Raw genomic sequence first — 21399 nt, forward strand, 5'->3', positions numbered from 1 at the left:
AGACATCTTATCTGGAATCTACTAGGAAGGTTTATATGACTAAAAAAATTATTGCAGTCGATTTGGACGGAACCTTGCTCAATGGTGAAAGCAAGCTCTCCGATTTTACCAAAAAGACAATCAAAAAAATTACTGAAAAGGGACACCATGTTGTCATCACGACAGGCCGTCCTTACCGCATGGCAAAAGAATTTTACCATGAACTAGAGTTGCATACTCCCATGATTAACTTTAATGGATCCCTCACCCATCTACCCGGACAGACTTGGGCGCATGAGAAGTGCTTGACCTTGGACAAAAAATACCTCTTGGACATAGTCCAACGCAAAGAGGATATCCAAGCTGACTTTATTGCAGGGGAATACCGTAAGAAATTTTACATTACAGCTCCTAATGAAGAAATCGCAGATCCAAAATTATTTGGTGTGGAAAATTTCCAACCCGAAAATCAATTCAAGCCTGAACTGGTGACCAAGGATCCCAACTGCATCCTCTTGCAAACAAGGGTTGAGGACAAATACGCTCTTGCAGACGAGATGAATCGTTTTTATCAACACCAACTATCCATCAATACTTGGGGAGGCCCCCTCAACATCCTCGAATGTACTCCAAAAGGTGTAAACAAGGCCTTTGCCCTCGAATATTTGCTCAATGTTATGAATCGTGATAAAAAAGACCTGATTGCCTTTGGAGATGAACATAATGACACCGAAATGCTGGCTTTTGCAGGCAAGGGTTATGCTATGAAGAATGCCAATCCCGATTTGCTACCATATGCAGATGAGCAACTCTCTCTGACAAATGATGAAGATGGTGTTGCCCATACCCTACAAGATTTGTTCCTATAACACTCAAAAAGTTAGCCTGTGCTAGCTTTTTTGATTTTCACAATTTTTCAATTAATCGGCCTGTTTTCATTTTTTTATATTAAATTACTCTCTTATTTTTTCATACATTTCCACAAAATATTTATATATTAACATTTTGTAAACGAGTTTTCATTGAAAATTAACACATATTTATAAGAAATGGTTGCTTTTTATATGAAAACGGTTTATACTTAATTAGGCTTAAAGTTTTCTTAAACACACAGTCAAACATTTTATAAGGAGGAATGACAATAATGAGTATCGGAATCATTATTGCGAGCCACGGCGAATTTGCTGCGGGTATTCATCAGTCAGGATCTATGATCTTTGGTGAACAAGAAAAGGTTCAAGTTGTAACCTTTATGCCAAATGAAGGTCCAGATGACCTTTACGCTAAATTCAACAACGCTGTGGCTGCATTTGACGCAGAAGATGAGGTTCTAGTATTGGCTGACCTTTGGAGTGGATCTCCATTCAACCAAGCTAGCCGCGTGATGGGAGAAAACCCAGATCGTAAGTTTGCCATCATCACAGGACTGAACTTACCGATGTTGATCCAAGCCTACACAGAGCGCCTTATGGACGCAAATGCAGGTGTGGAAAAAGTCGCTGCGAATATCATTAAAGAAGCCAAAGATGGCATCAAAGCTCTTCCAGAAGAGCTCAACCCAGTTGAGGAAGTTGCAAGTGCTGCGGCTGGTCCAGTAGCCCAAGCAGCTATCCCAGAAGGAACTGTTATCGGAGACGGCAAACTGAAAATCAACCTTGCTCGTCTAGACACTCGTCTACTTCACGGTCAGGTTGCAACTGCTTGGACTCCAGATTCAAAAGCAAACCGTATCATCGTTGCTTCAGACAACGTTGCTAACGACGACTTGCGTAAAGAATTGATCAAACAAGCAGCTCCAAACGGAGTAAAAGCCAACGTCGTACCAATCCAAAAATTGATTGACGTTGCAAAAGACCCACGTTTCGGCGAAACACATGCCCTTATCTTGTTTGAAACACCACAAGATGCACTTCGTGCCATCGAAGGTGGCGTGCCAATCAAGACTCTTAACGTTGGTTCTATGGCTCACTCAACAGGTAAAACAATGATTAACAACGTTTTGTCTATGGACAAGGAAGACGTTGCCACCTTTGAAAAAATGCGTGACCTCGGTGTTGAATTTGACGTACGTAAAGTACCAAACGACACGAAAAAAGATTTGTTTGACTTGATTAACAAAGCGAACGTTCAATAATTGGAATCTTCTCTCGAACTCTTAGAAGAAAGATTTTACACTTTATATAATTAAATAGAAAAGGAATAAAACCATGTCAGATATTTCAATCATTTCTGCTATCTTGGTTGTAGTTGTCGCCTTCCTTGCAGGTCTTGAAGGTATCCTCGACCAATTCCAATTCCATCAACCAATCGTCGCATGTACCCTTATCGGACTTGCAACTGGTAACCTCGAAGCAGGTGTTATGCTTGGTGGATCTCTTCAAATGATCGCCCTTGGTTGGGCAAACATCGGAGCTGCCGTAGCTCCTGACGCTGCTCTTGCATCTGTTGCTGCAGCGATCATCTTGATCAAAGGTGGAAACTTTACTACTGAAGGTATCGCGGTTGCAACAGCAACAGCTATCCCTCTTGCCGTAGCTGGACTTTTCTTGACAATGATTGTTCGTACAATCTCAGTTGGTTTGGTTCACACTGCCGATGCTGCTGCTAAAGAAGGAAATATTGCAGCTGTTGAACGTGCTCACTTTGTTGCACTTCTTCTTCAAGGCCTTCGTATTGCCATCCCTGCAGCCTTCCTTATCGCCATCCCAGCTTCTGCCGTTCAAGATGCTCTTAAATTGATGCCAGACTGGTTGAACGGTGGTATGGCTGTCGGTGGTGCTATGGTCGTTGCCGTTGGTTACGCTATGGTTATCAACATGATGGCAACTCGTGAAGTATGGCCATTCTTCGCTATCGGTTTCGCTCTTGCAGCGATTTCTCAATTGACTTTGATTGCCCTTGGTGTCATCGGTGTTGCTCTTGCCTTCATCTACCTTAACCTTTCAAAACAAGGTGGTAACGGTGGCGGAGGAGCTGCGACTTCTAACGACCCAATCGGTGATATCCTAGAAGACTACTAGAAAGGGGAACAATCATGGCTGAAAAAATTCAATTATCAAAATCAGATCGTCAAAAAGTTTGGTGGCGTTCACAATTCCTTCAAGGTTCTTGGAACTATGAGCGTATGCAAAACTTGGGTTGGGCTTACTCATTGATCCCAGCTATCAAAAAATTGTACACTACTAAAGAAGAACAAGCCGCTGCACTTGAGCGTCACCTTGAGTTCTTCAACACTCACCCATACGTAGCTGCTCCAATCATGGGGGTTACGCTTGCACTTGAAGAAGAACGTGCTAACGGTGTTGAAATCGATGACGCGGCTATCCAAGGGGTTAAAATCGGTATGATGGGACCTCTTGCTGGTATCGGTGACCCAGTATTCTGGTTTACAGTTCGTCCTATCCTTGGAGCTCTTGGTGCATCTCTTGCTGCATCTGGTAACCTTGTTGGTCCTCTTCTCTTCTTCTTCGGATGGAATGCTATCCGTATGGCCTTCCTATGGTACACACAAGAGTTCGGTTACAAAGCTGGATCTGAAATCACTAAAGACATGTCTGGTGGTATCTTGAAAGACATCACTAAAGGTGCTTCTATCCTTGGTATGTTCATCCTTGCCGTTCTTGTACAACGTTGGGTATCTATCAACTTTACTGTGAACCTTCCAGGTAAACAATTGGCTGAAGGTGCTTACATTAACTTCCCAGAAGGTCCTGTATCAGGTGCTGAATTGAAAGGTATTCTTGGTCAAGCACTTGGTGGATTGAGCCTAGATAAGATTCAACCACAAACCCTTCAAGGTCAGTTGAACTCATTGATTCCAGGATTGATGGGACTTCTCCTTACTTTCCTTTGCATGTGGTTGCTTAAGAAAAAAGTATCACCAATCTCAATCATCCTTGCTCTCTTTGCAGTAGGTATCGCAGCTCGTTTCTTCGGTATCATGTAATCCAAGCAATTGAGAATATAGATAAAAAAGAATCAGGATTAAACCTGATTCTTTTTGTGTATCAACTTTTTCTCCGAGTAAGATAATGAAAGCTTCCAATCACTACTGCTAGAATGGCAACATAGAGCATCTCTTTGGTTGCTAAAGGCACAAAAGCTCCTTGCAGAATAAAAGTATTTGCAAGGACGCCAATAAGAGCTGCAAAGCTCAAAAACGTGAGCAAGAGTAACTTGTATCGATTAAAAGGCAGGCTGACCTTGGCAACTAGACACAGACCATTGATCAGGGCAAGGAGGAAGCAAATAAATTTGACCTGACCTGGGACAGTGATAAAGAAATTGGTCAAGAGAACACTAGCAACCAGAACGCCTCCACCAATCGCAGCGTTGGTTAGGATATCTCTCATAAAATGCGTGCTGACCTTTTCTTTATTAGACTCAAAAGTCAGGAAGAAGGATGGAATCCCAATCGTAATGGCTGAAATGATTGTAAACTGAATGGGGATAAAGGCAAACTCTAAACCAAATATCACACTCAAAATGGCAAACACGATGGAGAAGAAGGTCTTTGTTAGAAAGAGAGAAGCCACCTTTTGGATGTTATTGATGACACGGCGACCTTCCATCAAGATATCATAAAATACTGCAAAGTCATCTGTCAGGAAAACAATATTGGATACACTTTTGGCTGCGCTAGTAGCACCATTCATAGCAAAACTGATATCTGCTTTCTTGAGAGCCAGAACATCATTGACCCCATCGCCACTCATGGCAACTGTTTTACCAGCATTTTGCAAAACGGTCACCATCTTTTCTTTCTGCTCAGGAGTCACGCGACCAAAGATATCATGCTCCAAGACCACTCTTTCAAAGTCTTGTTCACTCACCTTGGTCATATCAATCGCCCGTGCTTCTTCCTTAAAACCTGCTTTACGAGCCACCCCATATACAGCTACATGATTATCACCACTGATAATCTTCACTTCAACACCTTGTGACTCGAAATAGTCAAAGGTTTCCTTGGTATTATCCTTAATCTCATCTGACAAAACGACGTGCCCTAGTAATTCCATATTGGCTGGACTCGTGATTTGGTCCTTACTATGAGCAAGGGACAAAATTCGAAAACCTTGCTGTTTCAGATGCTCATAGTAGGCATCCATCGGCTGGGTAAAGCCTAGAAATTCATAGGCTCCGAAGAAATAGGTCCCACCATCTTTTACTTGGACAAAGGAATACTTGTTTTTGCTTGAAAAGGCACCGACTTCTTGAACTTCCCACTTTTTCTCACAGGTTAAGTAAGTCTTCAGAGCTCGGGAAGTTGCATTTTCATCCTCGAAATAAGCCAGATAAGAAGACAGTTTCTCTGCCACATTAGCATCCATTTCTTGGACTTTCATATTACCAGTCGTGATGGTACCTGTCTTATCAAAACAAAGAACATCTACACGCGCCAAAGTCTCTACACAGTATAGCTCCTGCACCAGAACCTTCTTTTTAGCCAGCTTCATGGCCGCTACCGCAAGGGATACACTGACCAGGAGAATCAAGCCCTCTGGAATCATACCGATCAAGGCACCTGAACTTCCCAAGACAATCTCAACATAAGACCGCCCTAAACTAAAACCTCTGACATAGAGCAGAATGGCAACTGGCACCAGCAAGATAGAGACGATTTTTAAAATCTTATTCATGTAATCGCGTAGTTGAGAAGGATATTTTTTGAATTCCTTGCTGGATTTTGTGAGCTTGTTAATATAGCTATCCTGCCCCACAGCCGTCGCCGTGACCAGACAAGTACCGCTGACGACATTGCTTCCGCTCATCAGCTTATCACCAACCGTTTTAAAGATCGAATCACTCTCACCAGTCAGCAAGGACTCATCCACTTCAATATTCCCTTCAAGAACTTCTGCATCAACAGGCACCTGATCACCCAGATTGAGATGCAGATACTCCCCTAAAACAATGTCCTCCGGATCAATCTCGATCGTTTGACCATCTCGATTGACTTTGTACTTACTTTTACCAAGCAAACTCAGCTTTTCTAAGGCATTTTTTGAACGCACTTCTTGGAAAATGCCAATGGCTGTATTGATAGCAATCACACCTAAAAAGAGCATATTTTCAAATCGCAAGGTTGTGGCTACCAGAACTGCCAGAGCCAAGTTCATGGCATTAAAGAAGGTAAAGATATTTGAAACGACGATTTCCTTGGTTGTTTTATAGGGTTTAATGTCGCTGATGTTTCGTTGACGATCCTTGATGTCTTGACTGCTTAAATACTTCATCTCTACTCCGATATCCTTTTGTACTACTATAATAACACATATCTTTTCCTCTGTCACTTAAAGACTCAAACTAAGAAAGACTTACTTGACAAGCACCATCTATCCCCACTTTAAGAAGGACTTAAAAAAGGCTAGGATTTAGCTGACCTGACACCCAGCAGTTTAGTTAAATGGGTTAATGTTTAGCGAGCCAAGTTGTTTGGCTCGCTTTTTTCGTTGTTTAGTTTTCCGATGAAATTATAATAAATGTCAATCTGAATAATACGATTGCGTTTCGTACCAGTTGGCTTGTGAATTACAATCTTGTCAATCAGTTCATTCACTATTTCAACGGTTAATTCTGGTAGCTCTGTATATTTTGAAATTCTCGCCATAAACTTGGAGATGTTAAGGCTATCTTCTTGTTGTTTGGTGAGTTTTTCGGTTAAGTCAGAAATGGAAGTTTGGAGCTGTTTCTGTTCTTCTTCATAGCTCTGACTTAGCTTCACAAAGCGTTCATCTGAAATTTTGCCAAGTAGATTATCTTCGTAAAGTTTTTGGATGATGGTATCAATCTCTTTAGAGCGGTGTTCATCCTTTTGAAGTTGCAGTTGCTGGCGGTTGTTGTCTTTGTTGAATTGAGCTTGGCTTTGCTGTTCTAGCTTTTTTAAAAAGGTTTCTTGGTCTAATTGACACTCGTGGATAGTTTGACGAAGTTTGTCGCTCACAATCTTAATCAGGGCGGATTTTTGAATGTAGTGTGGATTTTCGCAACCATCAATCGGCTTGCGATAGCCAGAACACTTGTAATGGTCATGATTTAGTCCGTTTTTCTCTTGTGGGCAGAAATAATGCTTTCGCCCACAAGTTCCACAAAAAACTAATCCCGCAAACAAGTTTTCGTGACCAGCCCGATTTTTATATCGTTGATTAGACCGCTTATGACTCCTCATCTTCTGGACAACATCAAAAGTTTCTTGGTCAATTATCGCTTCATGAGTATTTTTGAAAACTAACCAATCCTCCTTTGAGTTATCCACCTTACGCTTATCTTTGTAAGATTTTGTCCGAGTTCGAAGATTGACAGTATGCCCGAGATACTCTTCACGCCCTAAAATAGCGCTTAGGGTTTCCCGCGTCCAAAAATATGGCAAAGTTTCCACATTTGGGCTGGAAGAAATTGACTTCAAACCGATTTCTATTCGGTGACGGTCTGGTTTAAAAATTTTGTCATTTTCTAACCCTTTCGCAATCTCCGAAAGACTTTTTCCGCTTTTCGCTTCTTGAAAAATCCGTTTCACAACTTCACTGGCAACTGGGTCAATAATCCAATTTTTAGGGTTATTTGAATCTTTGAGATAGCCGTAAGGTGGATTTACTGTGACACGCTCGCCAGCTCTCGCTTTAGCTTGCACCACCGCCCGAATCTTCTTGCTGGTATCTGCCGCATACATTTCATCCATTAAACTCTTGATTGGCAAGAAAATAGAATTAGTTTCATTAGGCTTATTTGAATCTACACCATCATTTAAAGCAATAAAGCGGACATCAAAGCTAGGGAAAGTAATTTCCGTTAGTTGACCAACCTTGATATAAGAGCGACCTAAACGGCTTAAATCCTTTACAAGAAAGTTTGAAACTTGCCGATTTTCCACCAATCTAAGTGCTTCTGAAATAGCTGGACGGTCAAAATTTGTGCCACTGAAACCATCATCAACGAAAAGAACTGGATTTGGCAGTTTTTCTCTCGCTACTACATCAAGAAGAATATTCTTCTGATTGGTAATTGAGTTACTATCTCCGTCCAGTCCATCATCTTGACTTAAGCGACAATAAACCACCGTAATATCTGAAAGATTTGAAGTATCTACTTGTCTATAATCTGAAATTGTCAAAGTTCTGTTCATGTGTTTTTCTCCTTTTGGAGTTCACACACCTTATGCTTCTATTATACCATTTTTACTACTGTTAAAGTAGTGATTTATCGCTTAAAATCAACCTTTCTAGGACATTTTCAAGATTGCGATTTCCAGTAAAACGGTGACGGATTAAGTAAGTCGTTCGACCAATTCGACAAATTTCATCGGCGGTGCGTGAGGGCTGGTTTGAGTCTCTATCTTGATTCTTTTGATTCATTAGCTATTCCTCCCTTGATATAATCTGAATATTCGTCCAAAGTAATCACGGTGAATAGTTCCCAAAAGTTATATAGTTCTTTTTGAATCACTTTCGAGATAGTGAGTTTGCGCTTGTCATCTGGCACAACCCACAAAACATAGGGAAAAACTTCCTTTTGGCGCTGTTCAATACCTGAGCGATAATATTCAATATATTTCTTACAAGTATTTGCAATACGCGCAAGACTTTCCGTGCTTCGGTCTATTTCCAGAAAATAATGGTCTTCGTAATCGTGATTGACTAGCTCTAAATAAGCGTCTGGTTTCAAAGTCATTCCAACACCAGAAAGTTTTTGGTAGCTTCGCCAAGAGTTTGGCTCAAAGGAAAAAGTTTCAAGCGACAGTTTTTCTGAATTTCGAACAGCCTCTAGTGTCTCAACAAAGATTTCTATAATTGCTAAAGTATGTTCAACATGATGTTGAGTTGGCTCGTATTTATTTTTATAGCGCAAAACAACTGTTTCATCTTGGTTTTTAAGAAATTTTAGTCCCTGAAAAGTAATTTGCCAAACATAAGAAGCTGAACCGCGGCGTGCGCCACCGACTCGCCGTTTCAAGTGTGAAACCAATCCAGCTTTCTTCAGACTTTGTAGTGCAAAATTAGCACGGCGAATGGCGGTTTCAGTTCTCACGCTACTGGCAAAAAAGAGTCTGGCTAGTTGGTTAGTTGTCGCAAATCTTGCTTGGCTCAAAAAGTAAAGAATTTGCGTGTCGTTATCTGTTTTGTAATTCCATTTCATCTGTTTTGTTCTCCATTAAAATTTAAAGGGGGTGCTCCCGTAAAATGTGCTTAGTTACGGAGTAAGTCGTGTGAGTGAAAATCCTGAAAACCTTTATTTGTCAGGGGTGGACGGATTTTCTTCATCAACACGATTCGAAGAGCGATTGGAACGCTTCTTTCGCCCTAAATCTGTTAATTTCTGGTTAGAATTTTCATTTTTCAAAGTAGATTTGTCAAAAATACAGTTTTCGAATTGGCTTTCAATTTCTGAAATATCTTGTCCGTATCGGCTCAAGCTATTCAAAAATGGCACACGACTATCTCTAATTTTTGGTTTAGGTGGGTAGGTTTTACCAATAATCCATCGATAAGCATTGGGTGAAACTTCTGTCCTGATATATGCCCAAAATGGGGGCAAGCTGTAAAAATCTTCTTTATCAATCTCCAGAGTATATTTTGCCATTTCGCGGGCTTCATCAAGATTCAAGCCAAAAACGATTTTATTCGCAACATTAGATTCAATTCCAGCTTTTAGCTGAGGCGACATCTGGGCGAGGTGTTGGAAGCCAATATTCCAGCCAACATTAAATTGGCGAGATTGCGAAAGTGCTTCGTCTAAGTTAGCGTTAGGGATTCCTAGGAAACTCGGTGTTTCATCAATATAGATAAAGACCGATTGGCGTTTGCTTGGCTCAACCGAAGACTGGCGCAAAATTAACATCCATAGCATTGAAGTGATTAGGCTACCGATAAGTTTGGCAGATTCTGAACCAATTATCGCTTTATTTAGTGGAATCAATACGATTTTTCGACTTTTGAAGATTTCCACAAGACTGAAATTTGGATTAGTTTGTCCCAACATTGCCCGAAGTTGCGGTCGAAGCAAAAACTGGCGGAATTTATTCAAAATGGGGTTTAACATCTGATGACGTTGGGCTTCACTAAGCAGTTCAAACCAGTTCCAGAAACTTTCCAGCCCAATTGGGTCTTTTAACTCTCTTAATAGTTTGTTTCGAAAGGACTGGTTAGTGAGTAAACTCGGTAACATGACTAAAGAAGTGTTTGGAATTCTAGCAAGTGTTAGAAAACTATGTGATAGAATATCCAGTGAGTAAATTCCAAAATGTTCAGGATAAAGTCCTTTAAATAGCTCCAACAGATAGTCTGCGATAACTTCGGGTTCAATACCATATTTAGTTAGTTCAAAAGGATTGACACCAACAACTCGTTTGGCGATTGGTGAGATGACTACTATATCTTCATCGTGTTCAGTTGATGTGCGCTCTAATAGTTCATGAGTTAGTTGACCCTTTGCATCAACTACAACCATGCTGTGACTTTTCGACTGTATATCTGATAAAATCAAATGACTCATAGAAGTGGTTTTGCCGCAGCCAGTTGAGCCGAGAAAAACGGTGTGCTTTTTGCCAGCTTGAGCTGAAATTTGAATTGGTCTTGATTGACTTTCAACCGTTTGTGCCAAACTTCGCTGAATTTTTCGATTAACATTGTAGCCCAAAGGTGGCGCTACTAATTTAGGGTGAACATTTGGCACACCTGTAATATTTTCTTCACCAATTGGCAGAAGTAGAAAACAAGCGAGGTCTGAAACTCCCAAACTATAGGGATAAGTCCAAGAAGGTTGCGCTTGATTGAGTTTTTGGATAGCTAATGGTTTTAATTCAATTGTTGCATTTGATTCCATCATGCGAAAACTACTAAGCAGGCTAGTAAGAAATTCCTTTGTTCGCAAAATACTGCGAGATTGGACACCAAGACGAATTTCACACTTAAAAGTAGATTGATTTAATTTTTGTTTCATCAGCTTTTTGGAATTTTCGGAAAGCTCAGGAACATTATTTGTAATCAATTGATACCATTTAGCAGATAAATTCGGCAAATCTTTTGGCTGCGGGCGAGGTGGTGAGCCTGCACCAATAACCAACTGAACAACCACTGTCTCATCTTGCTGAAGTATTTTTGAAATTGCAAGACTTGAACGTATCATATTTTCTGCAGAGTCTATTTTTAAAGCATAGTGAGATTCTTTGATATTCACTAACCGTGCAACCGAAAGTAGTTTTTCACGCTTTGAGGCCCTTGAAAACTGAATAGCTCGGTGCGATTGAATTAGTTGGCTTATATGTCGTTTGTCCTGTTCTTCCGTTCCTAGCAGATAGCGCACGCGATTCTTAGATAATCGAATTTCAAAGATAACTGCTTTGCGCCGACTTAGTCCCACCAGTTGACCCAACATAGATTTCACATCATCTATCTCAAACGGGCGCATCCAGTTGAATTCACTCCAAGATAGTGCTTCGAATTTTCTTTTCATCTCTACCTCCAATCTTTAGATTTAATAATCCGAAAGGCAAGCCAGCCAATGAAAATAACTGCAGTCATCAAAATCAAGAACCACCAAACTTCTAGAATTAGTTTCACCGCCCAGTTAATAAGCCAAGCAAAAGCAACAAATCCAAGAATGTATGCTATTAGTTTTTTCATAGCTGGTCTCCTTTCTGCCTCTATTTATACAAGAAAATTGGTAAAAAGTTAAATTTCGCTACCTTCAGTTTTTAGAGCGATTGGAATGAATTTTAGGCAATGAAACAGTAGTATATTTGAACATATTTTGACCGTTTGTCTAGTCTAAACAATCCTTTTATTTTCTTGAAATTTTTCGCATTTCTGCTTTAGCAACCAAAAAAAGTTGATTGATTTCTTGCCGCTTTTCCAGAAATTCTGCCAGGGCGATTTCTTCTTCACTACAGTGTTTTTTGTCTTCTGGTCTTGGTTTTTCGAACCAATCCCAAATAAATATGGCAACGACGATAATCATAAAAGCTATAAGGTAATCTATCATAAAGCTACCTCATTTCATCTTTTCAGTAGCGTAATAAGTGAACGCTTTGAGGATATAATCTGTATATGCTTTAGCTTCTGGCGTATTTTTGAGTATTTCAGACTGAGTAAGCGCCAGATTGCCCACTTTATATAAAATGTCGCTAGCGAGAAGCTCCAAGGCTTGATTATCTGCCATCGCTTCACTCAGTGTTTTAGCCACTTCTAACTGATAGGGGCTAACAAGTTGAGGAAGGTCTACTTTTGGGGTTGACTTTTGAATATGATTCATGAGATTTCTCCTTTGATTTTGGTATAATTTAGGTTATAAACATTGTCGACTTTGTTTATGATTATAGTGTAGCGAATATATTTATCTCATTCATCAGGTAAAAAATCTCAGAAATCTCAAGGAGAAATCGTATGACTGAATTTAGATTAGGATGGTTTTGCTATATTTTGCAAAAATCTGAAAAGAAAAAACGAAACCAAGAAGATTTCGTCAATAGTGTTTTGAATAGATTGGTGGGTGAAAATAACCCTAAAATTTCATTTATTCCAGAAATTAACCGTGTTTCTAGCAACCGCATTTTTACGGGCGATGAAGAAGTTCCAGAATTTTACCGCGAAGCTTTGCCGATTAGTGATTTAAGTTTTCAGTCTCAAAGGATAGCTGATATTTTGAAAGATTTAAACCGTGATGAAACTTTCGATTATAATCAAGCTGTTTTTAAAATCAAATCCGCTCTTTTAAACCAAGCCAAAAAAGCTACCGTTGTTTTTGGTAGCGAAAAAATAGAATTGCTTAATCATTGTCAAGAAAATGAATTTTACTTGGCGACCCTTTTGATTTTCTTGGTGAATCTTTCGAATATTCCTTCCAAAAACTCAGAAGAATTAAGACAAGCGCAAATCATTAACCAGCACATTTTTAAGTATCTTGAAAATGAGATTCTATTAACGCCATATTCACATAGAAAAGCTATTGAGGAAGCTTTAAAAAGTCAACAACAGATTTTTTATTTTGATTTATATAAGCCTGAAGCGTTAAACGATAATAAAAATCTCGTTTCATCCACTTTAAAAGTTTTGATTCAAGATTCTATTTCCAAAATGCCAATTATCCAGAATGGTTTTATAATTCAAAATGAGACCATCAATGAGCGAATCGCTCAGTTTATTGAAAGCAATTTTAAAGATAGCAACAAATTAACCTTAATTGCTGGCTTTTGTAAAAATGAAGATGAATTTCATGAAGTTATTGATAGACATTTACCCAAAGAAGCTATCAATAAAATTTTTAAAGTTAAAAGTTTCGCTTTATCTATAAAAGCCAGTTATGACTATACCGCTTCGAAAATGAAAAATATGGTAATCTTAACAGAAAATGTTGTAAATTATCTAGAAAATAGAGCTTTCACAACACAAGATAAAATTGAGCTTACTGTAGGTGGAAGTAATAATTTGGAAAATGATGAAATTATTTTTTATTTACTAATTGATTTTACTTTATCTATCAAAAGATAAATGATATAATAAAAAATGAAAGGGGATACAATGGATGCTTTTATCAAAGAAATAAGGATAAAACCTATACCTAAAGGTAAATACTACTCTGAAATTCCATCAATAAATTCCATTGATTCTTTAAATTTGTCTTCTCCCATTACCTTTTTTATGGGCGAAAATGGGAGTGGTAAATCAACTTTACTTGAAGGTATTGCGGTTTCTTTAGGATTTAACCCTGAGGGTGGAACTGTTAATTTTAATTTTGCAACTAAAGAAACTCATTCAAACCTTAGCGAATATATTCAGATTGTTAGAGGAGCTAAGCGACCACGGGATGGATTTTTCTTGAGGGCTGAAAGTTTTTATAATGTAGCTACTTATCTGGAAGATATATACAGTAGAGAGATTGCTATGGGCTATAAATTAGATTCTTACGGCGGAATCCCTCACGAACGCTCGCACGGTCAGGCATTCTTAGGTCTGGTTTTAAATAAATTTAAACCTAATGGATTATATATCTTAGATGAACCAGAAGCTGCTCTTTCGCCACAAAATCAATTAGCCTTTATGGCAAAGATATATGAACTAACGCAAAGCGGAGCTCAATTCATCATAGCTACTCATTCCCCTATTATTACAGCTTTACCAAATTCAAAAATATACAATTTTAATGAATCTATTCAAGAAATTGATTATCACGATTCAGAAAGCTATCAAATTACAAAACTTACTTTAGAAAATCCTGAACTTATATTGCGAAATCTTTTGAAGAAATAAAAATAAAAAAGGAGGTTCCTTATGGCTCAATGTGGTGTTTGCAATGGAACTGGAATTTGTCGTTTCTGCAATGGAACTGGTGATGACAGAATGAATAATCCTCACCCCAATCCAAATAATGTTTTTTCTGGTGGAGGTAGTCGTTGTATACAGTGTGACGGGAATGGTAAATGTATAGAGTGTAATGGCTCTGGTGAAGTCTAAGTCGGAGTATAGAGGTTTGATATAGTGGATTTAAAATTTAAAGATAAAACCATTCAGCAATTATCTAATTCGGATAGAGTATACTATTATTCTATCGTTAAACATGAGGGAAGCTCTTTACATAGTTTATTAGAGTTTGCGGAATGGCTTCGTTCAGAGGGATTTGAATTAGATGATGTTTTCAATTCAGCTTACGATATATGTTTAGCTATGTATAAAAGAACGGGTATAGCAGATATTAGCTATTTTGAGGGTCTATATGGTGTATTTATTCCTATTTTTCTAAACGGTCAATGGCAAGCTTGCGTGCAGGCAGAGTCACCTCAAAAACTTGTATTAGCCTTATATTGGATTCAAGAACAAGGAGCTAATGCTGATGAGTTATATAATAAGTTACTTGATTTAAAAGTAATCAGTTTATGATATTGAGAGCCAAATGGCTCTTTTTCTATATTTCTCCTCTTTTATTCCTGCTACAATAGTAAAGAAAGGAGAAATTTTGACAAACCATCACAAGAACAAATTAGAAAACATCAAAACCATGACTATCGGCTATGCTCGCGTTAGCTCAACAGATAATCGGCAAGAATTGGGGCTGTCTGTTCAAAAAGAGGCGCTCAGCTTTTGCGACAAGCTCTATATTGAAAAAGATTCTGGTGGCAATCAAGAACGCCCTCAACTTGATAAGGCTTTGAAACTTGCGAAAAAATACGCTCAACAAGGCATTAAAACAAATTTTGTCGTATACAAATTAGATAGACTTACGAGAAAGATGCTTCACCTCTCTGCTATTATTGAAGATTTAACCAAGAATAACATTCGTCTACAATCTATTCATGAGAATATTGAGACAGATTCTTTAACTGGAAAGTTCTTTTGTTTGATGTTAGGTTATGTGGCAGAATGGGAGCTCCAAGCTATTTCTGAACGCACTAAAGATGGACTCCGTAAAGCTAAAGAGCGAGGTGTAAAACTAGGAAATAAAGGGTTGTCTAAAGATACCGAAAAACAAATAATTGAGCAATACCTACAAAAAGAAAATTCTGTTCGAAATATAGCCAATCAACTGGAAATTTCCACCGCAACCATTTATAATGTGCTAAAGCGCAATGGTATTCAAATAAATAGAAGAAATCACCTATAATTGATTGACAAATCCTTAGAAAAATAGTAAATTAAACCTATCAACAGTTTTAGCAAACGGTCGTTTGTTAAAACAATCAAAGTTATCAATAAAAATATTTAAAATGCTGATTTAATAAGGTTTTAGTTACCTTGTTGAATTGGCATTTTTATTTTTTCATTGTTTTAGTTGACGACCGTTCACTAAAACAAGCTCAGCCCCTATTGTAGCAGGGATTTTTGAGTGAAAATAAAAAAGGAGGTTTTTCGTATTGAGATAGATACGATTTTTGAGGACGCTACAAATACTCATAGATTTTATTAAGGAGAAAGTATGGGTTTAATTTTTATAATCGCAATTATTGGCGGAATTTTATGGTTTATCAGAAAATCTGCCATTGATAAATACACTAAAAAACAGGAATTAGCAATGAAAATTCTTGAAAAATCGAAAAGAATTCGCTTAGAAGTAATGGCTGATATTAACGAGCTGGGTGGACGAATGGCTTCGGCAGACCGTGAACAATACATCAGTCTAACTCAAGAAAGAGAATCGCTTCAAGAAACTTTAGAGACAATTGAAGCAAGTATTCGAGCTATGGAATCAATTTTGCAGTGGAGAGTTGATTCTTCAGGTGGAAGACTGGAAATCGATAAGGAACTTTTGAACCTACGACGGTATTCTGGACTTACATTAGAAGAATTAGCACAAGATTGCGGTATTGTGCTATAAAATATTGTAAATAGAAAGAGGTTTTTATTATGGGAAACCCTAATGAATGGTATTGTGCTTGTGAACGTGCTTTAAGTGGTAATAAATGCGATTGGTGTAAAGAAGCTATTTACCACAATCTTTCTTACCATAGGTGTGATTATGGAACTTGTCAAAAGAAATCTGGATGGTAATCATTATGATTAAACAAGTTAAAAAAATTCTTACAGCAACTATTGAGTGCCCAACTTGCGGACGAGAAACAAGCGACCGACCAGAACGGTGTAGTCATTGCGGTAATAAACTATAGGAGTTTTGATATGACTGAAAAATGTACAAAATGCCACGAGGTTCTTTGGTTCTACGCGGCAGACGACGCCCGTGGTAAAGTTATAAAAGTTTGCAAAAATCCTAATTGCACAATGTATAATTTTAAAGTTTCATTTAGTGAACGATAATTGAATATATGAAAAAGACGGCTCATTTGAACCGTCTTTTAACTCGCTTATAAGATGCATGAACTCAGATTATTTTAGAGTGCTGAGTGTCAGCCAGTCTTTCCCTAACCTTTTTTCTTGATATTTTATTCTGCCAAGGCTCCCATTGGATCCCATGGTGCGAGCACGATTGGTTCTGCTTCATAGGCAGCTTGTTCTTCTGCTGTCAGCAGTTCTTTGCGAACAACGATTTGGTAGGTGTATTCGTCCATCCAAGCGTCTGAGGCAACAAAGTAACCATCTGTACCGACCTTGTCTCCCCATGAATTTTCAACCTTCCACTTGATTGATTTGCCGTTTTCGTCCAGGTCCACACCTGTCAAGACCATGGCGTGGGTCATCAAGCTTTCGCTGTAGTCCAAACGTCCAGCCTTGTCTTGAGTCAGTTTAATGTCCATGCTTGATTCAAAGTCATAAACATCTGTCGCAAGGATTCCAGCTTTACGGTTGCTGAGCTGACCGACATCTGAACCAAACCAAACAGTCTCTCCTGTTTGCATTTGGGCAATCGCCAATTCTTTCAAGCGCTCCATTGGAACGTTGATATAACGAACCGCACGGCTACCAACGACATTTCCCAACATCTCAACTGTGTAAGATTTGCCATAAGGCTTGTCAGCAGTTGGAGCATTGATCACAGAAACATAATCTTCTAGAGGCAGATTGACATATTTCTTGTAAAACTCTTGTGGTGTGATACCCTTTTCGCTTTGATAGTTGTTATCCTTATCGCGATAAGCAAAGTCAAATTTACGTGGCGGAAGCCCTAATGACATGGCAAGAAAGTTAAAGATTTCCTGCAAGAGGTCTTCTTTCTTGGCTTGAACAGTCGCTTGGTCAGCCCCAGAAGCCAACAAATCACGCAAAATTTGGGCATCCTGGCGAAGCAATTTGTTGAGGATAGCATTGAGTTCACGGCTATTGCTAGATGAGATAGACTCAGGATAAACAGACTTAGGAACGACACCGTATTTCTCAAAGAGGGACACTACCATATCCCACTGACCGCCATCTTGTTGTGGAGTTTGGAGTAGGAAACTAACCTTGCGGCTAGTTAAGTCTTGGTCTGCAGTCGCAATGACTTGCTCCAAGAACCAGTTAGATTTTTCATACTTATCCCAGAAGAAGGTGTGGGCTTGTGACAACTCAAAGTTTTCTAGTTTGTATTGCGAGATGAGTTTGTGGCGGAAAGTGTTGAGAGCCGCAAACATCCAGCAACGACCAGATGCTTTCTGATTGGTCACCTTGTCCTTGGTCAAATCAAGCGAGAAAACAGGTGTGTTATCCACATGGCTCTGACGACGTTCTAGGGCTGCAAAAATTCCGTTGTGGCTTGCAGCGTTTTCGATAGCTTGGTATTTTACATTTGCTTCATAGTTGGCAAATAATTGATCCGTAAATGATTCTTGAATCGCGTTCATAGATTCCTCCTTTTATTCTACTGTCTATTATAACTCTTTTCACAAAGGAAGCAACTGAAAAACATAAAAGGCAAGGACATTCTCCTCACCTTTTTACTAAAGTAAATTGACTTAAGCAACGCTAGCAAGGAGAACTTCTAACTCCTTCTTGGTCAAGCGACGCCATTCTCCTCGTTTTAGATTCTCATCCAAAACTAGAGTCCCCATAGTCAAACGTTGTAGGTCCACTACTTCCTTACCACAGTAGGCCACCATGCGTTTGACTTGATGGAATTTCCCTTCTGCTATGGTCACACGAACCTGGCTCTCACCCTTATCTGAATCCACTGACAAAATCTCCAGTTTGGCCGGCTGGCAGGTAAAGTCCTTAAGTGGAATACCCTTGCCAAATGTTCCCACATCTTCTTGGGTCATGATTCCCTTGACCTGAGCCAGATATGTCTTGTCCACATGACGTTTAGGTGAAAGAAGGGTATGGGCCAGCTTTCCATCATTTGTCAAGAGTAAGAGTCCATGCGTATCGATATCCAAACGCCCTACAGGAAAGACTTCTTTGGCACGTCCATAGTCGTCCAACAAGTCCAGAACCGTTCTATGCTTGGGATCCTCAGTCGCCGAAATGACTCCTTGGGGCTTGTTCATCATGTAGTAGACAAACTCTTCATACTCCAGCACTTGACCGTCAAAACGAATCTCATCTATCTCTTCATTGATCTGCAGTTTAGCTGACTTTTCTTTTTTACCATTTACCGTCACGCGCCCAGCTTTAAGCAAATTTTTGACCTCAGTTCGACTCCCTACAGCGCAGGCAACTAAAAATTTATCTAATCTCATAGAACTATTATATCATACTCAAAAGGAGGCTGGCCCAAGTGACCAACCTTCTTTTTTCTAATTTTTCAAGAAACTAACTTCCTCGTCTCCAGAAAATAGCCAAGACAATCATAGCTCCTAAAATAGCTGGGATAATGGCCGTTCCTGCTATAATTGGACCCCAAGTTCCGAAAAGCAAGTGGCCCAAAAAGGCACCAATCCAGCCGAGAAACATTTTTCCAAAGCATCCCATACTCTCCCCACGATTGGTCAAAGCACCTGCCAAGAGCCCCACTAGGAGACCAACAAACATACTTCCAAGCATAGCTTCTCCTTAAATTGCCCAGTCTCCATTACGGAAGAGAGGTACGCGTGTTCCATCCTCATGGATACCATCGATATCCATTTGGTTAGAGCCAATCATAAAGTCCACGTGAGCATCTGAACGGTTAAGCCCCGCAGCTTCAAGCTCTTCTTCACTCATCTCTGCACCACCAACAACGCTAGTCGCATAGGCAGCACCAATAGCCAAGTGGTTTGAGGCATTTTCATCGAAAAGGGTATTAAAGAAGGTAATGCCTGACTGAGAAATTGGGCTTGGATCTGGTACCAAGGCACATTCGCCTAAGGCACGCGCGCCAGCATTTTCAAAGACAAGGTCTTTCATGACCTGATTACCCTTCTCAGCAGTTATATCAACGATTTGACCATCCTTGAAGGTTACTTTAATCCCTTTAATGATATTTCCGTTGTAGCTAAGTGGTTTTGTAGAGGTTACATAACCATCTGCACGACGGAAGTCAGGCGCTGTGAAAACTTCCTCTGTCGGCATATTTGGCAAGAACCCTTCTCCCTGTGCATTGACAGCACCAGCTGATTCCCAAACGTGGTTCTTTGGCAAACCAAGTGTCAAATCTGTCCCTGGCGCTGTGTAATGAAGGGCTGAAAATTGCTCCTTATTAAGCATATCTGCCTTGCTCTTCAAGATAGCTGCATGTTCTTCCCAAGCCTTAACGGGATCTTCTTCGTAGACACGGCAAGTCTTGAAGATTTGATCCCAAAGGAGATCCACTGCTTCTTCATCGCTTGCAGCATTTGGAAAGACCTTCTTAGCCCACTCGAGTCCAGCAGCAGCAGCCACAGTCCAGCTAACCTTGTTGGATTGTGTTGCGATACGCATTGGCTTCATGGCAAGACCCATCGCTTTGGCAGAAGCTGAAAGCTTATCCGCATCCACTCCGTTCAAGGCACCTGGGTCAGAAGAACGGACACCGAGACGGCTAGCCTTATTCTCCAAGAGATAGTTCATCTCAGCAATCTTGTATTCTGGCACATTGTCCAAACGCTCCATCGGCGCGTGGAGGAATTTCTCGCGATTGATGACATCATCTGTCCACTGAACGATAACTTCATGTGCTCCAAGTGCATATGCTTCTTTAACGATTAAGTGAGCCAACTCACGTTGCTCCACATCGATAGAGAGTGCCAAGGTGTGACCAGGTTGCACATTAATTCCGTTCGCAACCAACAATTTCGCATATTTTTCTAGATTTTCTTTAAAATTTGGTAAAACCATTTTGTTTTCTCTTTTCTATATTTATTTTTCTTTCAAAGCAGAGAATAATCCTGCTAAAGCAATGGCACCAGACAAGAGTACTGTTGATAGGATGATTGTTTCGTCTGCCAGCTCTAACTGATAGTCAAAGAACTTTTCAGCAGGTTTGTCTTCCGCAAAAATTCTTAGTTTCATATTGAACTCCTTAAAATTTATTAAAATAAATCGCTATGACTGCCCGTCCTCAGCAAGTTTAAAACCAATTCTGACTTGTCTACTTTATAGACCAAAAGCCAATCTGGTTGGATATGACACTCACGAACTCCTTGAAAATGCTTAGATGCCGTTAATTGATGATCACGATATCTAGCAGGAAGTTCTTTTTCTTTAACAAGAAAATTCAAAACTTCTTCTAATAATTCTGCCCTCAAACCACGCTTCATAGCCAACTTAAAATCTTTTTTAAACTGTTTATGATAACGAATCTTAAGCACGTAAGTCCTCCATCAAGTCTGAGACTGATTCAAAGGATTGGCTCATATTACGATTTTGATTTAAATCCCTTAATACCTCAAGTAACTTCCGATTCTCATCAAGCCTAACATCAAAAGGCAAACCCTGATATTGAATAGCCTGACGAAGGAAAATATTGATAGCTGTGGTCATATCCATTCCCAGATTATTAAAAACCTGTTGGGCCTGCTCCTTAACCTCACTATCCAAACGGATACTCATACTCGTCTTTGACATATTTTCACCTTCTTTCTATTTATTATTTTAACAAAAAAGAGGGCTAATGTAAATCTTTTGGATATACATTAGCCTCTTTGTTATTGGATATTATTGTAGCGCGGAA

At 39.4% G+C, this 21399-nt stretch carries 23 protein-coding genes; 9 read left to right on the forward strand and 14 right to left on the reverse strand.

The window, feature by feature from the left end; genetic code table 11:
• Positions 1–35 precede the first annotated feature (35 nt).
• The 4 genes from FGK98_RS08590 (at position 36) to FGK98_RS08605 (ending at position 3925) form a co-directional block, all read left to right on the forward strand.
• Positions 36–848 carry a Cof-type HAD-IIB family hydrolase gene (locus tag FGK98_RS08590; RefSeq protein ID WP_138100833.1) on the forward strand — a complete coding sequence of 271 codons (813 nt, stop codon included), beginning with the start codon at positions 36–38 and terminating at the stop codon, positions 846–848.
• Between the two features lie 275 nt (positions 849–1123).
• Entirely contained in the window at positions 1124–2113 is a 990-nt protein-coding gene (locus tag FGK98_RS08595) for a PTS sugar transporter subunit IIB (RefSeq protein ID WP_138100834.1), read from the forward strand.
• Positions 2114–2186: 73 nt separating this feature from the next.
• Positions 2187–2999: a PTS mannose/fructose/sorbose transporter subunit IIC gene (locus FGK98_RS08600; RefSeq protein WP_138100835.1), complete on the forward strand. Its 813-nt coding sequence runs from the start codon at positions 2187–2189 to the stop codon at positions 2997–2999.
• Between the two features lie 14 nt (positions 3000–3013).
• Entirely contained in the window at positions 3014–3925 is a 912-nt protein-coding gene (locus FGK98_RS08605; RefSeq protein WP_138100836.1) for a PTS system mannose/fructose/sorbose family transporter subunit IID, read from the forward strand.
• Positions 3926–3986: 61 nt separating this feature from the next.
• Here FGK98_RS08605 and FGK98_RS08610 read toward each other — a convergent pair whose 3' ends face one another.
• The 7 genes from FGK98_RS08610 to FGK98_RS08635 form a co-directional block, all read right to left on the reverse strand.
• Positions 3987–6215, reverse strand: coding sequence for an HAD-IC family P-type ATPase (locus FGK98_RS08610; RefSeq protein ID WP_138100837.1), 2229 nt, complete (start codon positions 6213–6215; stop codon positions 3987–3989).
• 182 nt (positions 6216–6397) lie between these two features.
• Positions 6398–8101 carry a recombinase family protein gene (locus tag FGK98_RS08615; RefSeq protein WP_138100838.1) on the reverse strand — a complete coding sequence of 568 codons (1704 nt, stop codon included), beginning with the start codon at positions 8099–8101 and terminating at the stop codon, positions 6398–6400.
• A 206-nt stretch (positions 8102–8307) separates the two neighbouring features.
• Positions 8308–9111, reverse strand: coding sequence for a replication-relaxation family protein (locus tag FGK98_RS08620; protein WP_138100839.1), 804 nt, complete (start codon positions 9109–9111; stop codon positions 8308–8310).
• Positions 9112–9204: 93 nt separating this feature from the next.
• Entirely contained in the window at positions 9205–11427 is a 2223-nt protein-coding gene (locus FGK98_RS08625) for a type IV secretory system conjugative DNA transfer family protein (protein ID WP_138100840.1), read from the reverse strand.
• 2 nt (positions 11428–11429) lie between these two features.
• A complete protein-coding gene (locus tag FGK98_RS09940; RefSeq protein WP_171011135.1) occupies positions 11430–11597 on the reverse strand; it encodes a hypothetical protein in 168 nt (55 codons plus the stop codon).
• Positions 11598–11754: 157 nt separating this feature from the next.
• Entirely contained in the window at positions 11755–11955 is a 201-nt protein-coding gene (locus FGK98_RS08630; protein ID WP_138100841.1) for a hypothetical protein, read from the reverse strand.
• Positions 11956–11964: 9 nt separating this feature from the next.
• On the reverse strand, positions 11965–12225 hold the full coding sequence (locus FGK98_RS08635; RefSeq protein ID WP_125844582.1) for a hypothetical protein: 261 nt from the start codon (positions 12223–12225) through the stop codon (positions 11965–11967).
• A 131-nt stretch (positions 12226–12356) separates the two neighbouring features.
• On the opposite strand from FGK98_RS08635, the gene FGK98_RS08640 reads away from it, so the two are divergent.
• From FGK98_RS08640 to FGK98_RS08660, 5 genes are all read left to right on the forward strand, one after another.
• Positions 12357–13460 (forward strand): hypothetical protein, encoded by a 1104-nt coding sequence (locus tag FGK98_RS08640; protein ID WP_138100842.1) that lies wholly within the window; start codon positions 12357–12359, stop codon positions 13458–13460.
• Between the two features lie 30 nt (positions 13461–13490).
• Entirely contained in the window at positions 13491–14219 is a 729-nt protein-coding gene (locus FGK98_RS08645; RefSeq protein WP_197733261.1) for an AAA family ATPase, read from the forward strand.
• A gap of 228 nt (positions 14220–14447) precedes the next feature.
• The gene (locus FGK98_RS08650; protein ID WP_125833871.1) at positions 14448–14846 is read left to right on the forward strand and encodes a hypothetical protein; all 399 of its coding nucleotides are present in this window, start codon (positions 14448–14450) and stop codon (positions 14844–14846) included.
• A gap of 76 nt (positions 14847–14922) precedes the next feature.
• Complete coding sequence (locus tag FGK98_RS08655) at positions 14923–15567, forward strand: recombinase family protein (protein ID WP_138101061.1); 645 nt, start codon at positions 14923–14925, stop codon at positions 15565–15567.
• A gap of 312 nt (positions 15568–15879) precedes the next feature.
• On the forward strand, positions 15880–16278 hold the full coding sequence (locus FGK98_RS08660; RefSeq protein ID WP_138100844.1) for a hypothetical protein: 399 nt from the start codon (positions 15880–15882) through the stop codon (positions 16276–16278).
• Between the two features lie 562 nt (positions 16279–16840).
• On the opposite strand, the gene pepC is transcribed toward FGK98_RS08660, so the two are convergent.
• The 7 genes from pepC to FGK98_RS08695 all read right to left on the reverse strand — a co-directional run bounded on the left by pepC (position 16841) and on the right by FGK98_RS08695 (position 21293).
• Positions 16841–18175: an aminopeptidase C gene (gene pepC / locus FGK98_RS08665; RefSeq protein ID WP_138100845.1), complete on the reverse strand. Its 1335-nt coding sequence runs from the start codon at positions 18173–18175 to the stop codon at positions 16841–16843.
• Between the two features lie 111 nt (positions 18176–18286).
• Entirely contained in the window at positions 18287–19009 is a 723-nt protein-coding gene (locus tag FGK98_RS08670; RefSeq protein WP_138100846.1) for a pseudouridine synthase, read from the reverse strand.
• 73 nt (positions 19010–19082) lie between these two features.
• Positions 19083–19313, reverse strand: a complete 231-nt coding sequence (locus FGK98_RS08675; protein ID WP_000901575.1) for a GlsB/YeaQ/YmgE family stress response membrane protein — start codon at positions 19311–19313, stop codon at positions 19083–19085.
• A gap of 9 nt (positions 19314–19322) precedes the next feature.
• Positions 19323–20564: an aminopeptidase gene (locus FGK98_RS08680; RefSeq protein WP_138100847.1), complete on the reverse strand. Its 1242-nt coding sequence runs from the start codon at positions 20562–20564 to the stop codon at positions 19323–19325.
• Between the two features lie 21 nt (positions 20565–20585).
• Entirely contained in the window at positions 20586–20738 is a 153-nt protein-coding gene (locus tag FGK98_RS08685) for a hypothetical protein (protein ID WP_138100848.1), read from the reverse strand.
• A 20-nt stretch (positions 20739–20758) separates the two neighbouring features.
• The gene (locus tag FGK98_RS08690; RefSeq protein ID WP_138100849.1) at positions 20759–21037 is read right to left on the reverse strand and encodes a type II toxin-antitoxin system RelE/ParE family toxin; all 279 of its coding nucleotides are present in this window, start codon (positions 21035–21037) and stop codon (positions 20759–20761) included.
• Positions 21030–21293, reverse strand: a complete 264-nt coding sequence (locus FGK98_RS08695; protein WP_138100850.1) for a type II toxin-antitoxin system RelB/DinJ family antitoxin — start codon at positions 21291–21293, stop codon at positions 21030–21032. Before FGK98_RS08695 ends, FGK98_RS08690 begins: the two co-directional genes overlap by 8 nt.
• Positions 21294–21399 lie beyond the last annotated feature (106 nt).

Origin of the sequence: Streptococcus australis (genome assembly GCF_901543175.1) — a bacterium.
GTDB classification, from domain to species: Bacteria; Bacillota; Bacilli; order Lactobacillales; family Streptococcaceae; genus Streptococcus; species Streptococcus australis_A.